We start from the raw sequence: 21,624 nt of genomic DNA on the forward strand, positions 1-21,624 counted from the left end.
ACCAAATATATGGCTGTCTATGGAGATCAAAATTTTAGAGCTTAAAGAAGATCTTGTCCGGATTCTCTTTGTGGGAGAAGGACACACCTTCATGAATGCACTCTCTGATGAAATATTAAAAGATCCGCAGGTTGATGTAGCAAACTATTCAAGCAGATTTAAGTTTACTGACCCGATTCTGACAGTAACTGTAAAAGAAGGCGGGGACCCTGTAGGGGCGGTCTTAAAAGCCGCAGGAAAGATCAGTGAAAACTGCGATTATCTCAAATCAGAGATAATGAAAGCCTGAATAAAGGCAGATTAGTAACAGTTACTTTAAAGCATAAATATTTCCGGCAGCTTCTTCCGGACAAAAATATTTTTTCCCATGCGGAAACTGAAACATTAAAGAGATATTTTAAAAAAGTATTTCAGATATTTAAGAAAAAATATCAGACTCTTTCTGTAAAGGCAATAGAGCCTGCAACCCTTGTAATTTTAACCCTTACTTTCTGTCCTGGTTTTGCTTTGCTGACATACATGGTATATTTGCCAATCTTTACAACGCCGTCTCCCCTCTTGGAAAGGAACTGGATTTCAACGTCCATCTCTTTGCCTTCCTCGACATTGTTTGCAGGGTCAAACGCTTTTGATTTTCTCTTTCTTACAGGCCTGTGCCCTCCGCAGGCATCACAGCGAAGCATAAGAATGCGGCCGTCCTTTACAAGGCGCGTATCAGGTTTGCCACACTCAGAGCAGATAACATAATCCTCAGTGTATTTTGATATCAGCCCTGCTATCTGGCTCTGGTCAAACTTACCGTTAAATATCGCCCTTGAACCTTCGATCTTTCCGGCAGTACCTATCTCACCAAGCAGATATTTCATAAGATGTTCCTGCTCGCGCCTCAGAGTTGATGCAATTTCCGAAAAATTCTCCAGAATTGTGGTTTTGCCCTCAATATACACCCTGGCCGCAGGGACAGTGAAACGGCCTTCATCACCGGAGGTTTCCGTGATATTGCTGTATGCCTTCTTTAAAAGTGCCTCATACGAATCAGTCATGTAATATATATTCGGGTGCATCTGTAATTAATACCTGTTTTTAAGGAAAGATAAAGTGAAAAAATCCCGTGAAATATACAGTGCTAAAAATTATTATTTATTTTAAGAATCAGGATTTAATAAGCAGACTGCAAATTATCAATAAATACAGATCCAGTGCAGCTGGGAAACAAAAAAATACGGATGTAATACACAAATGTCTTCAGTTAAAAAGAGAAGCGCACAGGCAGATAAGCCACCCACAATATCCAAAGATAAATCCATCCTTCTTTTATCAGGAGTATTATCATTTTTAATTCTGACTTCAGAGATAAACCTCTACATATATGCGGGTCCTCTTCAGTTTTATCTTGCCCATATATTCATATTCCCCGTAATATTCTTCTCCGTATTTATACCGGAAAAAGGGTTTACACTCTCGGTAGCAACAGGATTTTGCTATCTTCTGGTCTCAATGGCCACCATTTCAGACGGGATGAGAGATATATTATCATCAGCGCTTGTATTTCTTGCATATATCACAACAGGGCTGCTGCTTTCAATAGTAATTCAGGAGATTAAGGAGAAAGAGAAGGAGATTGAGGAAAGCAGGAAATTTTACGAGAATTTATTTGAAAATTCTCCGGACGGAACAATTATCTGCTCAGGAGATGGTGAAATTCTCTTCATCAATGAGACAGCAACAAAAATTCTCGACATAAAAAAGGAAAAAATACTTGGAGAAAATATTTCAGATATAGGAATTAACCCGGAAAGTCCTGAACAGATAAAGGAAAACAACACAAAAGCGGAGATGGAATCATCAAAATTAAAATTTACAGGGGATAATAATCAGGAAATATGGGTCGAAATCTACGGAAAGGAGATTGACAAAAAAACCGGAACATGCCAGATCCTGTTGCACAATATAACTGACAGCGTTAAAGCCGAAGAAGCGTTGCTGAAAAGTGAGACAAGACTCAGGGAACTTACCAGTCAGCTTCCGGAGGTAATTTTTGAACTTGACAGGGAGGGAAATTTCACCTATGCCACACGGTACTCCATGAATATCTTCGAAAGATCACCTGAAGAACTGACATCGGGAACGAAGTTATGGGATGTAATTGTACCTGAAGATTCACAGAGGGCACAGAATAATTTTGAATGGTTCATGAACGGAAGAATAATTGGTTCAGTCGAATACAGAGCCATCAAACCTGACAAAAGGGAAGTTCCAATACTTGTTCATTTCAGCTATATAATCATAAATAATGAAATCCAGGGACTCAGAGGTGTTGCACTTGACCTGAGCCAGAGGAAACATATTGAAAAAGCGCTCAGACACAGTGAGAAGAATTTTAAAACACTCTTTGAAAACTCAATTGACGCTATAATTACACACAATATTTCAGGCAAAATATTCGAGGGCAATGAGAGTGCACACAGGCTATTAAAGACCGGAAATGATGAACTCAGGTCCAGAAATATACTTGATTTTTTCCCGAAATCTGAAAAAGAAAGGATAAACAGAATAATTAATGAGATAAAATCCGGAAAAAGCGTACTATTTGAGTCAACCATACTTTCGGCCGACAACAATATTTTAAATGTTGAGATGAGCTCAAAAATGATTGATCCGGCAGAGGAAAAAATTCAAACGATAATCAGAGATATAACCGAACGTAAAAAGAGCGAAAGGGCACTTACCGAGAGCGAGAAAAGGTTCAGGAACCTGACTGATCTTCTGCCCCAGACCATATTTGAGACTGACAGGGAAGGGAAGATAACATTTCTGAATAAGATGGGTTTCAGGACCTTCGCGATAAATGCTGATAAACCGGACTATGAACTCAATATCACAGATTTGGTATGTGCCAGTGAAAAAGAAAAATTAATGTCGGAATTTTTAGCAATACTGCCGGAAAAAGCATCAAACGTATCTGATGAAGGGAGGGAATACACTGGAGTAACATCAGTCAATAAAAGTCTGCCACTCCTCATATACCTAAGCCCCATCGGTGCACAGGGAGAATGCAAAGGTGTCAGAGGTGCTGCAATAGACATAAGCGGGATTAAAAAAGCAGAAAAAGAACTAAGGAAGAGTGAACAGAGGCTCAATCTTGCAATAGAAGGTGCCGGGATATGTGTCTGGGACTGGAATATGGAGAAGGACGAGATGTTCTTTGCAGGTAACTATCAGGAATTATTCAGATGCTCCCTGTCAGAGCAGAATGAAAATAACGAGTCCTGGCGCGAAGTACTGCAGCTTAAGTTCTTCTCAGATATAATGGCCTTCTTTTCAGACATAACTGATGTTGACCAGAAAAAGTATTCCAGGGAAAGCCGCCATTTTGAATCTGAATATAAGATGAAATGCAGGGACGGAAGCCACAAATGGATAAATGTACTAGGCAAGGTTGCAGAATGGGATGAACAGGAAATCCCGACAAGAATTGTTGGAATAATGATCGACATAACTGAGATTAGAAATTACCAGAATGCACTATTTGAATCAAACAAGAAATTAAACCTCCTGTCCAGCATAACCAGGCATGACATCCTCAATCACCTTGCCGGCGTAAAAGGTTTTACCGACCTCCTTGACAAAAAAACACCAGAAGGAAATCCCGAACTGAAGCATTATGTAAAACTGATACGCCAGGCGGCAGACAACATCCAGGACCAGATCACATTTACAAGGGATTACCAGAATATCGGAGTTAAATCACCAATATGGCAGAATGTTCTTTCTGTAGTTAATTCAGCCCGCGCCAGGGCACAGTTAAGGAACGTTAAGGTCAGCGTATACCTGGATAATTTTGATATCTACGCCGATCCGATGCTTGAAAAGATATTCTTCAATCTTATGGACAATGCCATAAGGCATGGAGAAAATGTCACTAAAATAGATGTCACATTTGAGAAAAATTCAGACGGCGGCACGCTTATATTCAGTGACAATGGCATAGGCGTCCCTGAAAAGTTCAAGAAAAAGATATTTGAGCATGGGTTTGGAACCAATACCGGGCTTGGATTATTCCTTGTAAAAGAGATACTCGATATAACAGGCATGAAAATTACAGAGACAGGAAAAGAAGGAGAAGGTGCAAGGTTTGAGATAAGGATTCCGCGTGAGAGCATCAGATATCATGAATAACTGAGGATGCAGAAATAAAAAAGAAGGGGTCATCACAAACATAATTAAAGCACCATTATAGAAATTACAGATAGAACCGGTTACTAAAGAGATCAGAAAAAACATCATTTAAAGATATAGAATCAATAAACAAAAAAGAATAAGAGGATATAAATGTCAGATAAAAAACTTCTAATCATTGAAGACGACCCAATCATTTCAGAACTGATAATGTGGCGCTTAAAAGATATGGGCTATACAAACTGCAGATTTGTAAAATCAGGAGAAGATGGCATCACAGTTGCAGCAGAATTTATTCCTGACCTGATAATTGTAGATATAACCCTTGAAGGTGATATTGATGGTATTGAAGCAATCGAAGAGATAAAATCAGCAAATGCAGAAATTCCGTTTATCTACCTCAGTTCACATATGGAAGATGATATAATTGAGAGGGCACTTGCGACAAAGCCGTCCGGATATATAGCAAAACCTTTTGAAGATTTTGAACTGAGAATGGGCATTGAAATTGCCCTTAACAGGTAAAACCAAATATTAAGCCAATAAAACTAAAAATAAGCATTATTTAGTGAGAAATAATAATCACTGAACCGGGCACCCGATATAAAATAAATGGTTCTTCTCCAAATAAATGAACTACCCTGCCTTTTTCAGCAGGAATCAAAGTCCGGAAAAAAGATAAAAATCAGACCTTTTTTTCCCTTACACTCCGGACATTATCAGCAGATATTATCATTTTGTAGATACAGATATTTACTCAGTTATGCTATCTCCGCGGGATATTGAATATATTGAAGGCTGCCTGAAGAGGCCGCTTTCTGCCCTTGAAAACGCATGTTTTGAAAACCTCTGGAGTGAACACTGTTCATACAGGTCCACAAAGCCATTGCTTAAAACCCTCCCGACAGAGGGCGAAAATGTCATATTGGGGCCTGGCGATGATGCAGCAATCGTCAGATTTTCCGAAGGCAAAGCCATTGCAATCGGCATGGAGTCACATAACCACCCAAGTTATGTTGATCCATATGACGGTGCCGCAACAGGTGTCGGCGGAATTGTAAGGGATATAATCTCAATGGGTGCAACGCCCATCGCACTTATGGACCCCCTCTACTTCGGTGACCTTTCAGAAGAGAAGAACAGATATCTCTTCGAGCATGTCGTCCAGGGAGTCGGCGATTACGGGAACTGCATCGGAGTTCCGGTTGTCAGAGGCGAGCTTACATTCAACAGGGATTATGGCGGAAACCCGCTTGTAAACGTCGTCTGTGTAGGAGAGGTATCCCCTGACAATTTCCTGACCGCGAGAGTTAAAGGGCCTAAAAACCGGCTTATACTCTACGGTGCATCAACAGGCAGGGACGGACTCGGCGGTGCATCATTTGCATCAAGGGATCTCTCAGAAGAATCTGAGGCAGAGGACAGGCCGGCCGTACAGGTTGGCGACCCATATACAGAAAAGCTCCTGATAGATGCCACTCTTGAGATGGAGAAGACCGGAAAGATCCTCTCATGCAGAGATTTAGGCGCAGCCGGACTTGCCGGTGCATCCTCTGAGATGTCAAGCACATTCGGCGCAAGGATCGCTGCTGACCGCGTACATCTGCGCGAGGGTGGCATGAACGAAGTTGAAATCATGCTCGCGGAATCACAGGAGAGAATGTTGATGGAAGTATCTCCTGACGATGTCGATGAACTTACCGCCATTATTGAGAAGTATGATCTGAAATGGAGCGATATCGGGGAAGTCACAAAAGAGAACAGGTATATTGTAACATTCCACGGCAAGGTAGTCTGTGACCTGCCCGTAGATCTCCTGGTAGGCGGAACTCCGGACGAAAAATGGCCGGCTAAACCTTACGACATTGAAAAAAGCTACAGTAAACCGGAATCCGATATAAAAGAACTGGTCCTGAAAGTTCTGGCACACCCGGACATCGCTGACAAAAGCTGGGCATACAGCCAGTATGACCACGATGTCCAGTTAAGAACAGTCTCCACAGCCGGAGGTGCGGCATGCCTGAGATATGACGGAAAAGGCCTGTTCCTCTCATGCGGGTGTTCACCGGAGAGAATCCGCTTAAAGCCATATGAAGGGACGGCAGAGACTGTATATGAGAATGCAGCAAACCTTGCCTGCCTCGGTGCTGAGCCGCTCTGCGTTGTAAACTGCCTCAACTTCGCAAGCCCTGTACATGAGGAGATCTTCTGGCAGATCAGCGAATCAGTAAGGGGTATGGGAGATTTGTGCAGAACGCTTGGAATACCTGTAGTAGGCGGAAATGTATCCCTTTACAATGAATCTGACGAGTTCGGCACAAGCATCCCGCCGACACCATGTATAGGGATGGCAGGAAGGGGAGAAGTCAGAAAGTTCACAATGGCATCTCCCGGAATGACGCTTGCAGTGGCCGGAGAGTTCAGGGACGAAACGGGAGGCAGTATCCTTGACTACATAACAGGATGCGGCGGAAAAGGACCTGAAGTTCCGGACGTAAAAATACTTGAAGAGATCAGGAATATGATTAATACCGGAGCAATATATTCAGCATCAGACATCTCAAAAGGCGGAATACCGGCATCAATCATCGAGATATGTCCGGGTGCTGATATAACCATAAGTGGAGACGCGGCCGTACAGCTCTTCTCAGAATCATCAGGCAGATTCCTGATCGCATATGACAAAACTCCGGAATGCACAGGCATAAAACTGCATGAAATCGGAAAAGTCTGTGAAGAGGGACTTATCATCAGAACAGATGACAGTGTAATTTCAGTCAGCAAAGATGAGATTGAAACCGCACTTTCATCCATAACCTCCCTGATGAAATTCTAAGTGAACGTAGAAAAATAGATAAAAATGCATAAATAATTAACCTTTGCAGGATGCGGGGGTTAAACCCAAAAACTTTATTTCAGACAATAATAAAACATAAATACCACAGGATTAAAAAACAGTTTTTCCTCCAGAGATAATATTATCAGCACTTCAGTAATTCCTCCTGCAAAAAAGAACTGCCGGTGCCTTAAATATAACTATAATCTGAACAATTTTACAGGACTCTCATTAAGTGTTATCCTAAAATATCAGAGATGACAGTACAGGCAGTGATGAGATTGCTGTTTAATAATGAAGGTTTATGAGGATGACAATATACCTCCCACTGCCACCTCTGGAAAAAATTTCTGTATTATAGGCAAATTACCTGTAAATGGTCATGATAATCTGATCCACTATTAGCCGGAATGGTCACGAAAACTGATCCACCAGCAGTAACGCTGCCAGTGAACAGAATATAAAATAAAGACTTTTTTGCAGACCGGAAATATGCCAAAGCCGCCCACAGCATTCGGAATAATGACAGACATAAAGATATTCATGCGTCCCTGTGAGGAACAGAGAATACAATTCTGATTTTAAACCTGGAGAAAAATAGTCGTAAAACAGACTGTACCCGAATAATGCACATCAAAAAAGAATGACATACAAAGACTGCAATATGAAATAGAGAGATTTCAGACAATAACACATCAGGGAATAATAACAGGTCAATTAAACTAACTTATAATCATAAATACTAAAATATTACAAATGTAAACAGAGAAGTTACCGGCCAACTTCATAAATATTATAATATCACCACAAAAAACTTAAAGAGACTATTTACTATAGAAACCAACCGGGAGAAAATGCGGAATTTATGAATATATCCCGCAAAAGACCCTGAGAGGTTAGGACAGAGGTTAAATCAGATGGATCTACCAGATACACAGTCCACCCTTCCGGATGTTCGCATCAACTTAACAAGGGTAGGTGTCAGAAACGTAAAAAAACTCATTGAAGTTGCAAGACCGGGGAAGCGCCCTGTAATTTTTATCTCGAACTTTGATGTTTATGTTGACCTTCCAAGCAGCCTTAAAGGCGCCAACATGTCAAGAAACTTCGAAGTAATAGATGAGGTTCTTCAGCAGGCAACAGAGGGAGAGGTTGACGGTATTGAGGAAGTATGCAATTCAGTGGCAAGAAAACTCCTCGACCACCATGAATACGCTGACAGAACGGAAGTCAGGATGAAGAGTACATTCATGATCAGACGTGAAACTCCGGTTTCAAAGACTGAATGTGACGAAGTTGTAAACGTTGTCGCAAGAGCGGTTGCAAAAAGAAATAACTCAAATCCAATTGTCAGAAAAAGCATAGGCGCTCAGGTAACAGGAATAACCGCATGTCCCTGTGCCCAGAACATAATGAAGGAGATTGCACACAATAAACTCCGCGATTTAGGTATAGAAGAGGATAAGATTGAGGCATTCTTAAATGAAGTTCCGATGGCCACACACAATCAGCGTGGACAGGGATTCCTCTGCATTGAAACAGACGATGATCAGCACGTAAATCTCGAAAATATCATCAATGTCCTTAAAAATTCAATGAGTGCAAAGATATATGAACTTCTCAAACGCGGTGACGAAAGTCATGTTGTCTTTTCAGCGCACAAAAACGCAAGATTTGTTGAAGACTGTGTACGTGAGATGGCCAAGAGAGTCCTTTTGGAATTTGAATTCCTACCCGGAGATTCGCTTGTTACGATTAGGCAGACAAATGAGGAGAGTATTCACCAGCACGATGCCTATGCGGAGAGGAAAGCAACAATTGCAGAACTCCGTGCTGAAATGAATGAAAATTACTTATAATTGCCAGCAATTATTTCTCATCATATAGATCAGTTCTAAACGACACATGCGCATAAGACAAATGCACAATGAAATTACAAAAAATAATACTTTTCTTTTTAAAAATAATACCTGCCCGATTAACAACGAAAGGTATTTTTAACGATAAAACTGAAATTAGAAATTAGCGTACTGATTTCAAGGTACGTGTGTTGCAAAATAACATAGTGTATTTACACAAGTATAGCTAACCGAACAAAAAATAAAATAATGAGGCGATAAATTTGTCGAAAGTTGTAGAGGTTTCCCCAACCACAAGGCATGAGGGGCACACCAAGCTCGTTCTCAAAGTCAACGATGAGGGCATAATCGAGCGTGGTGACTGGCTCAGCCTTACACCAGTGAGGGGTATTGAAAAACTCGCCATTGGAAAGTCAATGCATCAGGCACCGAAGATTTCTTCACGTGTCTGCGGTATCTGTCCGATAGCGCATACCCTCGCCGGAATCGAAGCAATGGAAGGTTCAATCGGATGTGAAATTCCTGATGACGCTTACCTTCTGCGTATAATCCTTCAGTGCGCAAACAGGCTCTCAAGCCACGCACTGCACAACATACTGTCACTCCCGGACATGTACCTTCCTGGTACGGATACACACATCAATCCGTTCACATCAGAAGAACCTGTCCGAAGTGTAGCACTCCGTATCCAGAGGCTGCGTGAGATTGGACAGACAGTCGGAGAGATTGTCGGCGGAGAGCCAATTCGCCCAAGCAACCCGCGTATCGGTGGTATGTACAAGAACATCACACCACGTGCAAAATCAAAACTTTTTGACCTCGCAAAAGAGGGATCAGAACTTGCACGCGAACATATGGAGTTCATGATCACAGTCTTTAAGGACTGGGAGAACCGCCAGACAGCATCTGTTGCATCCGGATATGAAGTCGAAAAGAATGACAAGTTCGGATTCCACGACCAGGGATACATGGCTGTAGATCCACTCTACGCAAGCTCAAACCTTGATGCTGAGCCGATGTGGTTCCCTGAGCGCTGGACAGAAGTTCGGCCGTGGGACTGGTACATGGGAGAACAGGAGATCACACTTGACGATCCAAACTACCCAAACCACGCAACCACACCTGCCGGAAACAAGGCATGGCCACAGATGGAAGCCTGCACTGCGGTTCCTATGTATGACGGTCAGCCAATTGAGGTAGGTCCGCGTGCACGTCTCGCGAAATTCCGCAATTACGACAAGAAAGGTGCAATGGGTCTTCAGATTGCACGCCAGATGGAATATCCTGACTGTCTCTACAGCATGATCGAGGCAATAGATGCAATAGACACATCAGGATCAGTCATTGCAGACGAGATCCCACAGGGTGACGGTTCACTCGGATGGGCAGCAAATGAAGCACCACGCGGTACAGATGTCCACCTTGCAAAGGTAAAGGACGGACGTGTACAGTGGTATTCACTGCTCGTGCCTACGACATGGAACTTCCCGGTATGCAGCCGTGCACTTGAAGGTGCACCATGGCAGCTTGCAGAAGTTATTGTTCGCGCCTACGACCCATGTGTGTCCTGTGCTACACATATGATGGTGGTCGATGAAGAGAAGAAGGTAGTCGCCCAGAAGCTTATTCAGTGAGTCTGATGTTGATGCAGGACTGGTACGCAGAATATATGATTGTCGGATGCGGTAACACGCTACAGACCGATGACGGTTTTGGCCCGGCAGTCATCTCCGAACTGAAAAAACTGAATCTTCCGGAAAATCTAAAGACTCTTGATGCAGGCCTTGCAGGTCCGCATTACCTGTTTACCCTCATGGCTCAGGCCGATATAACCGTTAAAAAGATGGTTATACTCGACATCATGGACTTTGGCGGAAAACCAGGTGAAATCACAAGAGTTACTCCGGATCTGCTCGCTCCCGGAGCTTACACTGACCCACATTCCTGGGGCCTTAAAGAACCACTTCAGGTGTTAGCAGAGAGAACAGAAATAGTAATCTTTGGGTGCCAGCCGGAAAGCATTGACATTTCCCAGATTGAAAATGAGGCAGAAGATGCCGAATTCTGGGTCACTGAATCTGTCAGGGAGGCCATTCCCAAAGCAGTGCAGCTTGCATTAGCTGAAGTAGGAGTGGATTATGGGACTACTATCACGTCTCAAAGAGATCTTCACAGGGAAAGAGGAGGAAGAGGTCAGGAAGCCTGAAGTTCCGGTTATAAAAAAGGAAGAGGAGATTCCAAAAACAGTGGAAGAACCTGCTCCTGAACCGGTAGTGAAAGCACCTGCCGAAAAACCTGCAGAAAAACCCAAAGATGTGGAGATTCACCAAACGCTGGATGGAGATAAAAAGGAGGAAAAGCCTGTGGCAAATAAAATAACAGTTGGGCACGTACACATGTCCGGATGTACCGGATGTCTCGTGTCACTTGCAGACAATTATGAAGGCCTCTTCAAGATTCTTGATGATTATGCAGACCTCGTCTACTGTCTGACATTAGCAGATGTCAGGCACATCCCTGAAATGGATGTTGCACTTGTAGAAGGTTCAGTATGTCTTCAGGACGAGACTTCAGTTAGAGAGATCAAAGAAACAAGAGAGAGGGCAAAAGTTGTTGTTGCTCTTGGAGGATGTGCAGCATACGGAAACATCACAAGATTCTGCCGTGGCGGTCAGTGGAACCAGCCGCAGCACGAGTCATATGTCCCAATCGGGGACCTTATTGATGTCGATGTAGTCATACCATCATGCCCTCCGGGTGCAGAGTCAATCAGAAATGTATGTGTAATGGCATACCTGCTTCTTCAGGGAACTGACGAGCAGAAAGAGCTTGCAGCAGCATACTTAAAGCCACTCATGGACCTTGCAAAGCGTGGTACAGAGGCATGCGGATGTGACCTCATGTATGATGTCATAAACCAGGGCCTCTGTATGGGATGCGGTACATGTGCAGCAAGCTGCCCAGTACGTGCAATCACAATGGAATACGGCAGACCTGCCATCGACCGCGATATGTGTATCAAATGCGGAGCATGCTATGCACAGTGCCCACGCAGTTTCTTCAACTTCGATGTCATCAACCAGTTTGAGGGCATAATGGAAGCAATTGATGGTGCAATGGGCAAGGGAGGTGAGTGAAATGGTGCTCGGAAACTATAAATCAGTGATCTCAGCCCGTGCAGCAGATGCAGAAATTCTCAAGCGCTCGCAGGACGGCGGTATCGTAACCCAGCTCTTTGCATACGCACTTGAAGAAGGCATTATTGACGGGGCAATCGTTGCCGGACCAGGCGACGAGCCATGGAAGCCGGAACCTGTTGTAGCAACAACAAGGGCAGAGCTTCTTGCAGCACGCGGCACCCGTTATACAATCAGCCCGAACATGATGCTCATCAAGGAAGCAACACGTTCATACGGTCTTGACAAAGTAGGTATTGTAGGAACACCATGCCAGATGCAGGCACTCAGAAAGGCACAGCTTTACCCAATGGCTATGCGCAAAGTTCCTGACAAGATTGCTCTTGCAATCGGAATCTTCTGCATGGAGAACTTCCCGTACCAGGGTCTTGAGGCAATCGTCGAGGACCACTGCAATGTAAAGATGGAGTCCGCAGACAAGATGGATATCGGAAAGGGCAAGTTCTCTGTATATACAGAGCGCGGTGCAATTTCACAGATACCACTCAAGGCTACACACAAATACGAACAGCCAGGATGCCACGTATGTCTTGACTACGTTGCAAACCTTGCAGATGTCTCAACCGGATCAGTAGGAAGTCCGGACGGATGGAGCACAGTCTTTGTCCGCACAAAGAACGGAGAAAATGTCTGGTCAAAAGCAATTGACGCCGGATACTTCGAGACAAAGGACATCGCATCTGTAAAGCCAGGCCTTGACCTTGTAACAAAACTTGCAACCGACAAGATCGACAAGAACAAGAAATCTGTCGAAGCACGTGCAACCTTTGGTGTAAACAAAGGCCTGCGCAACCCATACATCTAATTTTTTTCTTTTTTTCAGATTTAAGGTATATTCTGCCGGCACTGCAATTATCATGCAATATTCACAGAATACGGACAGTGTAATTATCCGGAATTATGGCAGAACAGAAATGTGACTCATACGACAGACACCCTGCCGACTGAATACTAAAAAGTCACCCATGAGCCTGCGGGTTCACAGATGATGAATGAAACAGTGTATTGTTTCATAGGAGATAAATAAAAAGTTTTGCTGTTTCATGAGAGAAATTTATTGAACATTAAAATCAATAAGTTGTTTCAGGAAGGAAAAATATGGTTAAAATTCTGGTCACAGATGATTCAGTATTTCAGAGAAATATAATTACTGAAATACTCTCTGAATCGGGTTATGAATATAGCGAAGCAAAAAACGGACTTGAAGCTCTCGATATTTTAAAGTCAGAAAAACCTGATCTTATTCTTCTGGATCTGCTTATGCCTGAAATGGACGGTTTTCATTTCCTTGAAGAATTCAATAAATCCGGATACAATATTCCTGTAATTGTTCTGACTTCAGACATCCAGAATACAACAAAAAAAAGATGTATGGAACTTGGTGCCGCAGGTTTCCTGAATAAACCTGTTGAAAAGGAAGAACTCCTTCTTCTGATAAAAGGACTGACCGGGTGATTTTATTAATATGTCAGTTAAATATTCAGAAAGAGACATTGATGCTGTACGTGAGATATTAAATATCGGAATAGGCCGTGCTGCGGGCATGCTGAATAAAATTACAAAGTCACATATCACGCTTACAGTTCCTGATGTTGAGATAATATCTCCAAAAGAATTCAGGGAGCGGAAAAATACCGGAGATGAAGACAACCTTGCAACAGTAAAACTTGAATTTAAAGGCGAATTTTCAGGAACTACAGCAGTCCTCTTCCCCCCTGACAGTGCTGCAAACCTGGTTATGGCAATAACGGGAGAAGAAGCCGGAACACCTGAACTGGACGCTATCAGGATAGAGACACTTAAGGAAGTGGGCAATATTATAATCAACGGCGTCATGGGGTCTGTCGGAAATATAATAAAAAGCCCGCTGAATTATGAAATTCCGGCTTACAACGAAGAATCAATAGTTAATCTGGTATCAGAATCAAAAATTGTCGAAGAAGACGGGATAATACTTGCAATGACAAAATTCAGAGTTGCAGATCTAAATGTTGAAGGAACCATAGTAATGGTCCTTGAGACAGGGTCCATGAACACACTTCTGGAAAAAATCAACAGTATCTAAAATGCCGCCTTATGGATCATTCAGGATAACAGAGAATTTCCCTATAGGAATATGCCTCATAGACCATAATTTCGTTGTAGTTTACCGGAATAAGATACTCGAAAAATGGTCGGGAAATACAAATTCAGAGATAATCGGGAGATCAATACTGGAGTGCTACCCACACCTAAAGGATGCCCTGTACCTTGAAAGGATAAAATCTGTCTTAAACGGCGGTCCGCCGGACATATTTTCTTCTCAGCTTCACGAACCTCTCATTCCCTCATATCTTCCTGACGGAAAGAAGAGAACGCAGACATTTACACTGATGCCTTACACCGGAGAGGACAAAACCTCAGGTGCACTGATAATTGTTGAGGATGTAACAGAACTCAGAAAAGAAGTCGAGGCATACAGGAGAATGAAGGATAAAGCAATCAATGCCCTGAATGAAAGAATAGAGGCAGAAAAAGAAGTTTTAAGAGCAAATGAGGAGGCAAACCTCTATCTTGACATTCTCCTTCATGACATAAACAATCTCAATACAATTATTCTTGGATATTCCGGACTGCTTGAGGAATCCGGAGATAAATCAACAGAAGATTTTGCAAGCAGGATTTCACTTGCTGCAAAGCGAAGTGCAGGAATTATTGAGTCCGTTTCAGGAATCAGAAAAATAAGAGAGAATAATTCAGAGTTGATTCCGGTATCCCTGGATAAAGCTATAAAAGATGCAATAGGACATTTCAAAGGTTCAGCCATTGAATATACGGGGAGCGGGTACAGAGTTATGGCAGATGAACTCCTGCCCGATGTTTTCTTAAATATCATTGGAAACAGCATAAAATATGGCGATGATTTTGTAAAGATTAAAATCATTGCAGGAGATTCCGGAGAATGCATAGATATAAAAATTGAGGATGACGGGCCGGGAATACCAGGAAATAAGAGGGATGAAATTTTTGACAGATTCAGCAGAATTAAAGACACAGGACCTGAAGGTAAAGGACTTGGCCTTTACATCGTAAAAAACCTTGTCCAGAGATATGGCAGTGACATTTCAGTTACAGACTCAGATATAGGTGAAGGAGATAGTGGAATAGCGTTTACATTCAGACTCAATAAGGCCTGAATAACAAAATTACTAAAAAAAAGAATTATTCTTTTCTGTAGATATCAACAGGATCAATGGCAGCATCAATAATCTGATCAAAATTAATCTCATCAAGCCATCCTGCTTTTTCAAACATACCCATAAAGCAGATCCCCATAACCTTACAATTATATTTTGAGAGGACCGTTTTCATATCAGCAGCAGAAACAGGGACGTTATCCATTGAAAGTCCACCCATAATCACAATAAGTGCCGGGTCTATCCTGTCAGCACTGCCTGAAATCTGCATACCAACCTCCGGGACATTTATCATAGATTTGGCTGAACTCTCCTCTAATAACGGCACAAAAATATTCTGTACAGGCATTGACCTTATACCATAAGAGAGAAGCTCCACAAATGGAGTACATGTACCGGGACATCCATAATAAACAATCTGCGATCCCTCTTTAAGATCCATATTAGAAATGTATTCCTTAAACGGCCTTAACATTCCGGGAACACCCTTAAGTGTTGAAACTTTTTCCATAGTATTCAGTTTTAGCGGGTGATTATAAAATTATTCCGCGGCGGGAACCTGACCACCTCAAACATTATGAATATAAAAAACAAAACAGATAATTCAATGCAGAAATATTTCGACTGTCATGACCCGGAATTTCTTGAGGAGATACTTGATGTTCCCTGTATAATATGTGACAGCGGTTTAAACATTATATATTTAAGCAAAAAATTTGACAGAATACTCTCATATATCCAGGAATTACCAGAAGAGAGGAGTAGTTTTAGTTCTGAGAGTTCCAAAGAATATATTCCGGAAATCAATGAACAGCTTAAACTTAATGCCGGAAATGAAATAAAAAAAGCAGAAATAATCCTGAACGGCAACAATTTCACCTTCTCCGTCAGAAAATTTGGAAATAAGAGTACAGAAGGATTCATTCTCAAATACGAACCTGAAGTAAAACCGGCAGACTGTGTTGCAGATGTGATGAAACTCAATAAAATACTGCATACAATTAACAGGATAATATGTGCAACATCTTCTGCTGACAACCAGAAGGACCTCCTGCCCATTGCTCTTAAAATGACGGTTGAACTGATGAACTTCGATGCCGGAGCTATATATTTTCCTGACAGTGATATGGGCTCGGCATCGATGGATGTCTATTATGGCCTTTATGATCTCTTCTTTGACTCTGAAATTGACCTTAAATCAGAAGAATCAAACTACTTTGGAGTGTTCAGAGATAATAAAGCCATTTACATTGAACAGTATCTTGGTGTGCCGCATGAGGAGGATGAGAGTGGGGTCTTCTCAATGGCTATAATTCCGGTTACGGCAGATGACAGGACCATCGCAATATTAAGCATTGCCACAAGCAACCTCCACAGGTTTTCAGAACTTGAAAAAGAGACTCTTGAAGCGGTAGGAAAGGAGATCGGAGGATTTTTCAGGCTTGCAAAACTTCAGAGAGAACTAATATATGCCAATGAGGAGGCAAACCTGTACCTCGATATTATGACCCATGATATAAACAATGCAAATCTCATATCACAGGGTTATCTTGAAATTCTTGAAGATATTTCGGATGAAAAATCCGGGAATTATGTAAAAAAGGCACTATCGGGAGTTGTACAGAGCAGCGATATAATAAGAAATGTCTCTGTAATCCGGCGTTTCAGGGAAGATAATCTGAAACCTAAGAAGATATCACTTGACAGAACACTAAAAGAGGTCATCCGGAATTATCACGATGCTGACATCAGATATGATAACTGCGGGCTCAGCGTTACGGCTGATGAGCTTTTGCCGGAGGTTTTCTTAAACCTCTTTGGAAACAGCCTGAAGCACGGTGGAAAAGAGACCACAATAACAGTATCTGTAAAAGAGGAGGACGAGAGAGTTGTCGTTAATGTCTGTGATAACGGCAGAGGAATACCGGATGACCAGAAACCAAATATATTCAGGAGATATTACAAAGGAAAAATTCAGTCTTCCGGAAAAGGTCTTGGGCTGTCAATTGTGAAGATGATCCTTGAGAGATATGGTGCAGAGATATATGTAACTGACCGTGTCACAGGGGATTACAAAAAAGGTGTATGTTTTAAAATAATATTTCACGAATAAATATTACAGAGTAATTTCATTTTAACATGCATTCAGCAACCTCCTTTTTAAAGAGCCAGTTCCTGAATACAATAGGAGTTACAATTGTTGTCAGAAGGCTCATAACAACTATTGAGGCATAGACCTCCTGCCCTATGAGTGAGAGGTTAAGCCCAAGCAGTGCAACAATCATTGCAACCTCACCTCTCGGAGACATACCAAAACCTATTGCCAGAGAATCCCTTCCGGAATAACCGAGGAGTTTTGCAGGAATGCCACAGCCGATGACTTTAGTCAGTATTGCAATAACTGTAATTACTGAAATGAATATCATTACAGGAACTGTCAGCGCTTTCAGGTCAACAAGTATCCCAAGGGAAACAAAGAATACCGATGCAAATATGATGTAGAGATATTCAGCCCCTTCCGCGAGATCACGACTGTGTTCAAGATTAATCCCGTTAAATGAAACTCCGGCGATGAATGCACCGATTATTGCAGATATACCGATGAACTCCGAAAGTGCGGCAAAGAGAAATGCTGTCATCACTGCAAAGATAAAGACAAATTCCGGGTATTTTTTCGCAATCGGAGTATCATCCATCTTCCGGATAAGCTTTGATATGAACAGGATTCCAACCAGTGCAATAAGGATCAAAAAACCAACCTGCTTTACAATAATGAATATAAAACCCTCAGGGGTAAAATTTCCGGATGCGACATCTGCTGTTACTGAAAGCGCAAGCAGACTGAGGATGTCATCAATTACTGCCGTTCCGATTATTGCTTTTGCAACATCTGTATCAAGCAGGCACATCTCCTTTAAGACATTTGCAGTTATCGCAATGGACGTTGCAGTAAGTGCAGTTCCGATAAAAAGGGCACTTCCCGGATCGTAACCAAAGGCAAGGGAGACGAAATAACCGCCAAGCCATGGTACAATAATACCGATCAGCCCGATTATCCCGTACCTGATATTTGTAAGGTCTTTTAACTCAAACTCAAAGCCTATCACAAACATAAGAATAACAGCACCAAGACCTGCAATAGCCTGAACAAATTCGGTATATGTGATAAGCCCTAAAACAGACGGTCCGACAATAAGTCCAAGAAGAATCTCACCTACAACAGCAGACTGGTTTATCTTTGATGCCAGAAGGTATCCGGCAAGTGCAAAGAAGAGCAGCAGAGTCATCTGTAGTTCAAGATTAGGTATAGCACTCATTCTATGCATATTAGAACCGCAGAATATATCAGTTTATTGGAGAACTGACAGTTAAAAGACTTATATATTTCCATTTTACTGACTTACTGCGGATAAGATCAATGTGAACCCATAAAAGCAGATTAAGAAGAATAATATGATTTATTCACAGACCAAAGAGAATATTCAGGAACAATACTATTGGCATAAGGCCAATAATTATTAAAAATGCTGTATCATAATTCACTGCCTGATCCAAATGAAAAATAATGATGCATTCTCCGGGCTTGAGGCCGTCCTGATTCTCATAGCATTTGTGGTAGTGGCAGCTGCATTTTCATTTGTAACTCTCAATACAGGTTTTTTTACCATACAGAAGTCGCAGAAGGTAATATACGACTCAGTTGATACAACCGGACATCCGGTTATAACCGAAGGTGCAGTCTATGGCCTTGCTAATGATACCAGCAATAAGATAAACAGGTTCAGGCTAACCATAGGTTCACCATACAGGTCAGATTATGATAAAGACCTCAATAACTTTAAGATAACTTTTACTAATTATGAGACAGTTCTGAATATCCTCCCTTCAGACCCTCTGTACAACCCTTCAGGGCCGGAAATTAACCACTGGGCGATTGTCAGGGCTGAAAAAGAGAGCGGCATGGAGATACTGTCAGGCACTGACAAAGTAACAATTGAAATTCTTCTCAGTCCGGAATACGAGACAGGCCCAAAAGAGGGGTTCAGGATATCAATCATTCCGGAAGGCGGTGCACCCTTCTCGATATCATCCGAAGGGCCGGACTCGATAAAAAAGATAAATATTATTCAAAAATAAGCATAGATGGCTATTATTCCAAAAATTAAAGAGATAAACAGGCTTACCAGAGTAAGCTGCAGGGAGCTTTCAGTTCTCCGGCATGCCCTGCTCAGTTCACCGTCTCTTGACCGGATAAGACGTGACAATTCCTTTAATTTATCCTTTACATGCTCTTTATCATCCCTATCAAGGAAGACAAGTATGTCATTTGAAATATTTCTCTCAAGCGGAGGGAGATCTGAAAAAGGCATCTTAATATCATTTTCAGAAATTATCCGGTCAAGAATCCTCTTCCATCCCTGAATCTCCTCATCGGTTGTTGATTTGGGGATAATTTTTTCATCTTTTGATATCAGCGCAATCAGATATTCACGGAGATACCGGCTGAGTCCATAGCGGTAATTGATGTCCTCCTGACTGAGGTTTGATATTGCCTCATAGATATTTAATATGTCATCTGAGCTATTGATGGACTCAAGCTGAAACCCTTCAGTTAAGCTTCTGAAAAATTTTGCCTTAAACCTCTTTTCATGCCTGATATCATCCCTTTCACGATAATTCTTTGAGTTTCTCATTCTGACAGTAATCAGTGCTGAAAACATCAGAACTGTGTAAATTACAAAGATTATAACTAAGGCATATGCCGGATTTATTGATATAGTCATGCGGAAAAACTCCTCTTATTATTTAATGTATATTGATGATATACCATTCTGTCTTCAGAGTGAAGACAAATACAACATCATCAGAAGAACCAAATGCGAAATAATAATTCCCGCACCGGCAGTTCCGGAAGGATACATCAGATAAGGAATGGCATAAAATTTAAAATTCCACCCATCCCGGGCAGCTTATACTAATAATAAAGAATTCTTCATCAACAGACATATTATGAGACGGAGGTGTGAACGCATTTATTGCCGGAAATGAGAGAAACTGAATGGCAGAGATTCCCAATATCTGCCGCTCATTATAAATCCCATTCTGACAATATTGACTTTCAGGAGAGATGAAAAGATGAAACATCCGGGCAGAATTAAAATTCATATAACCTTTCTGATAATATTCATTACACTATTGTTAATTACCCAGGCAGCTGCTGATCAGCCATCAGTAATTGTGACCGGTACTGATGTATCACCGGCAGTGCTGATGCCCGGTGAGAAGGGACTTGTAACTTTTACAATCAAAAATACAGCAACAACCGCGACAATAACCGAGACTACCGGAAAAACGGCAGTTACTGACGGAACCACAGTAAGCACGGAGATATATCCGACAATTAAAAGCGTCTATCTTGACGGAAAAAAAGAGATAAAGGTTCTTGGCGGCAATTCACAGTTTTCAGGCGACATAGGCCCCGGACAGGAGATTAAACTTACATTTCTGATAGAAGCTCCGGCTGTAAAAGGGATATATTTCCCTGTCCTTATAATCGGAGTTTTGAATGCTGAAAACCTGAGATATCCTGTACCTGTTAATGTCAATATGCCCGTATCTGCCATGAAAAAACCGGTCATCTCCCTTGAGAGAACAAATCAGGGATATGCTGTTCCGGGGGATAATTTCACGGTTGACTTTTCGATTACGAATACAGGAAAGAGCACTGCCGGGGACCTGACTTTAAGGATTGAACCGGATAACCCATCTGTAGCTGCTTCCGGAAAGTCTGTATTTTACGCAGGCGATATGAAGGAAGGTGAAAGTTATGCCTTCTCAGTCCCCCTTCAGACTGACAAAAATGCAGATACAGGGATATATGACCTCCCGGTGAGGATCTCCTACAGTGATCCGGACGGAAATTATGTGACGATTACCGGGACAACCGGAATTGACTTTCGCGGGAAGGCCGGACTTTCAATCGCCTCAATGAAGACCGATCCTGTTCTTGTATCTGAAGGGGATGAATTTGAAGTCCTGATAAGAATAGAAAATACAGGCACAGGAGAGGCAAAATCCACATATGCAGGCCTGGACCTCCCATTTGAAGGAACGAAGGGTGCATTTGTAGGAAAGATTAAACCAAACAATGATGCACCCGCCGTATTCACATACATCGCAGGAAAATCCGGAGATTATCTGTATAACCTGACTGTTGAGTACGAGGATGATACCGGAGCATACAGTGAGACCTACACGCTCAGCCTGAATGTCAGGAAAAATGACGGCTGGATAGCTATTGTTGTAATTCTGACAGTTCTTGCAGTAGCCGGGTTTGTCTTTTACCGTCATTATGCCAGAAAAAAGTGAGGGGAACC

General features: G+C 42.0%; 19 protein-coding genes. 15 read left to right on the top strand and 4 right to left on the bottom strand.

The window, feature by feature from the left end; genetic code table 11:
* Positions 1 to 19: 19 nt before the first annotated feature.
* On the top strand, positions 20 to 289 hold the full coding sequence (locus METLIM_RS04515; RefSeq protein WP_004076750.1) for a DNA-directed RNA polymerase subunit L: 270 nt from the start codon (positions 20 to 22) through the stop codon (positions 287 to 289).
* Positions 290 to 431: 142 nt separating this feature from the next.
* Here METLIM_RS04515 and METLIM_RS04520 read toward each other — a convergent pair whose 3' ends face one another.
* Entirely contained in the window at positions 432 to 1,043 is a 612-nt protein-coding gene (locus METLIM_RS04520) for a translation initiation factor IF-2 subunit beta (protein ID WP_048146207.1), read from the bottom strand.
* 196 nt (positions 1,044 to 1,239) lie between these two features.
* Here METLIM_RS04520 and METLIM_RS15410 point away from each other — a divergent pair, with 196 nt between their 5' ends.
* The 11 genes from METLIM_RS15410 (at position 1,240) to METLIM_RS15415 (ending at position 15,247) form a co-directional block, all read left to right on the top strand.
* The gene (locus METLIM_RS15410) at positions 1,240 to 4,179 is read left to right on the top strand and encodes a PAS domain-containing sensor histidine kinase (RefSeq protein ID WP_004076752.1); all 2,940 of its coding nucleotides are present in this window, start codon (positions 1,240 to 1,242) and stop codon (positions 4,177 to 4,179) included.
* Between the two features lie 153 nt (positions 4,180 to 4,332).
* Positions 4,333 to 4,704 carry a response regulator gene (locus METLIM_RS04530; protein ID WP_004076753.1) on the top strand — a complete coding sequence of 124 codons (372 nt, stop codon included), beginning with the start codon at positions 4,333 to 4,335 and terminating at the stop codon, positions 4,702 to 4,704.
* A 238-nt stretch (positions 4,705 to 4,942) separates the two neighbouring features.
* A complete protein-coding gene (gene purL / locus METLIM_RS04535; protein ID WP_004076754.1) occupies positions 4,943 to 7,015 on the top strand; it encodes a phosphoribosylformylglycinamidine synthase subunit PurL in 2,073 nt (690 codons plus the stop codon).
* 917 nt (positions 7,016 to 7,932) lie between these two features.
* Positions 7,933 to 8,874, top strand: a complete 942-nt coding sequence (gene mptA / locus METLIM_RS04540; protein ID WP_004076755.1) for a GTP cyclohydrolase MptA — start codon at positions 7,933 to 7,935, stop codon at positions 8,872 to 8,874.
* Positions 8,875 to 9,137: 263 nt separating this feature from the next.
* Complete coding sequence (frhA, locus tag METLIM_RS04545; RefSeq protein ID WP_004076756.1) at positions 9,138 to 10,508, top strand: coenzyme F420 hydrogenase subunit alpha; 1,371 nt, start codon at positions 9,138 to 9,140, stop codon at positions 10,506 to 10,508.
* 5 nt (positions 10,509 to 10,513) lie between these two features.
* Positions 10,514 to 11,080 (top strand): coenzyme F420-reducing hydrogenase, FrhD protein, encoded by a 567-nt coding sequence (gene frhD / locus METLIM_RS04550; protein ID WP_245543623.1) that lies wholly within the window; start codon positions 10,514 to 10,516, stop codon positions 11,078 to 11,080.
* Positions 11,013 to 12,011 (top strand): coenzyme F420 hydrogenase subunit gamma, encoded by a 999-nt coding sequence (frhG, locus tag METLIM_RS17515; RefSeq protein WP_083824929.1) that lies wholly within the window; start codon positions 11,013 to 11,015, stop codon positions 12,009 to 12,011. The genes frhD and frhG overlap by 68 nt, the downstream gene beginning before the upstream one ends.
* A 1-nt stretch (position 12,012) precedes the next feature.
* Positions 12,013 to 12,876: a coenzyme F420 hydrogenase subunit beta gene (frhB, locus tag METLIM_RS04560; RefSeq protein ID WP_004076759.1), complete on the top strand. Its 864-nt coding sequence runs from the start codon at positions 12,013 to 12,015 to the stop codon at positions 12,874 to 12,876.
* Positions 12,877 to 13,169: 293 nt separating this feature from the next.
* Positions 13,170 to 13,526 carry a response regulator gene (locus METLIM_RS04565; RefSeq protein WP_004076760.1) on the top strand — a complete coding sequence of 119 codons (357 nt, stop codon included), beginning with the start codon at positions 13,170 to 13,172 and terminating at the stop codon, positions 13,524 to 13,526.
* 10 nt (positions 13,527 to 13,536) lie between these two features.
* A complete protein-coding gene (locus METLIM_RS04570) occupies positions 13,537 to 14,136 on the top strand; it encodes a chemotaxis protein CheC (RefSeq protein ID WP_004076761.1) in 600 nt (199 codons plus the stop codon).
* Position 14,137: 1 nt separating this feature from the next.
* Entirely contained in the window at positions 14,138 to 15,247 is a 1,110-nt protein-coding gene (locus tag METLIM_RS15415; protein ID WP_004076762.1) for a PAS domain-containing sensor histidine kinase, read from the top strand.
* A 25-nt stretch (positions 15,248 to 15,272) separates the two neighbouring features.
* Here METLIM_RS15415 and METLIM_RS04580 read toward each other — a convergent pair whose 3' ends face one another.
* Positions 15,273 to 15,758: a DUF2124 domain-containing protein gene (locus tag METLIM_RS04580; protein WP_004076763.1), complete on the bottom strand. Its 486-nt coding sequence runs from the start codon at positions 15,756 to 15,758 to the stop codon at positions 15,273 to 15,275.
* Positions 15,759 to 15,854: 96 nt separating this feature from the next.
* Between METLIM_RS04580 and METLIM_RS15420 the strand changes: the two genes are divergently transcribed.
* Positions 15,855 to 17,360, top strand: coding sequence for a GAF domain-containing sensor histidine kinase (locus METLIM_RS15420; RefSeq protein WP_217178002.1), 1,506 nt, complete (start codon positions 15,855 to 15,857; stop codon positions 17,358 to 17,360).
* 16 nt (positions 17,361 to 17,376) lie between these two features.
* Here the strand turns inward: METLIM_RS15420 and METLIM_RS04590 are convergent, their stop codons facing one another.
* Positions 17,377 to 18,573 (bottom strand): cation:proton antiporter, encoded by a 1,197-nt coding sequence (locus tag METLIM_RS04590; protein WP_004076765.1) that lies wholly within the window; start codon positions 18,571 to 18,573, stop codon positions 17,377 to 17,379.
* A 229-nt stretch (positions 18,574 to 18,802) separates the two neighbouring features.
* Here METLIM_RS04590 and METLIM_RS15425 point away from each other — a divergent pair, with 229 nt between their 5' ends.
* A complete protein-coding gene (locus METLIM_RS15425) occupies positions 18,803 to 19,384 on the top strand; it encodes an archaellin/type IV pilin N-terminal domain-containing protein (RefSeq protein ID WP_004076766.1) in 582 nt (193 codons plus the stop codon).
* On the opposite strand, the gene METLIM_RS04600 is transcribed toward METLIM_RS15425, so the two are convergent.
* Positions 19,375 to 20,031 (bottom strand): hypothetical protein, encoded by a 657-nt coding sequence (locus METLIM_RS04600; RefSeq protein ID WP_004076767.1) that lies wholly within the window; start codon positions 20,029 to 20,031, stop codon positions 19,375 to 19,377. The two genes, METLIM_RS15425 and METLIM_RS04600, sit on opposite strands and share 10 nt — an antisense overlap.
* Positions 20,032 to 20,383: 352 nt before the next feature.
* Here METLIM_RS04600 and METLIM_RS04610 point away from each other — a divergent pair, with 352 nt between their 5' ends.
* Complete coding sequence (locus METLIM_RS04610; protein WP_004076768.1) at positions 20,384 to 21,616, top strand: COG1361 S-layer family protein; 1,233 nt, start codon at positions 20,384 to 20,386, stop codon at positions 21,614 to 21,616.
* The last annotated feature ends 8 nt before the right edge of the window (positions 21,617 to 21,624 follow it).

It is taken from the genome of Methanoplanus limicola DSM 2279 (genome assembly GCF_000243255.1).
Classification (GTDB): Archaea; Halobacteriota; Methanomicrobia; order Methanomicrobiales; family Methanomicrobiaceae; genus Methanoplanus; species Methanoplanus limicola.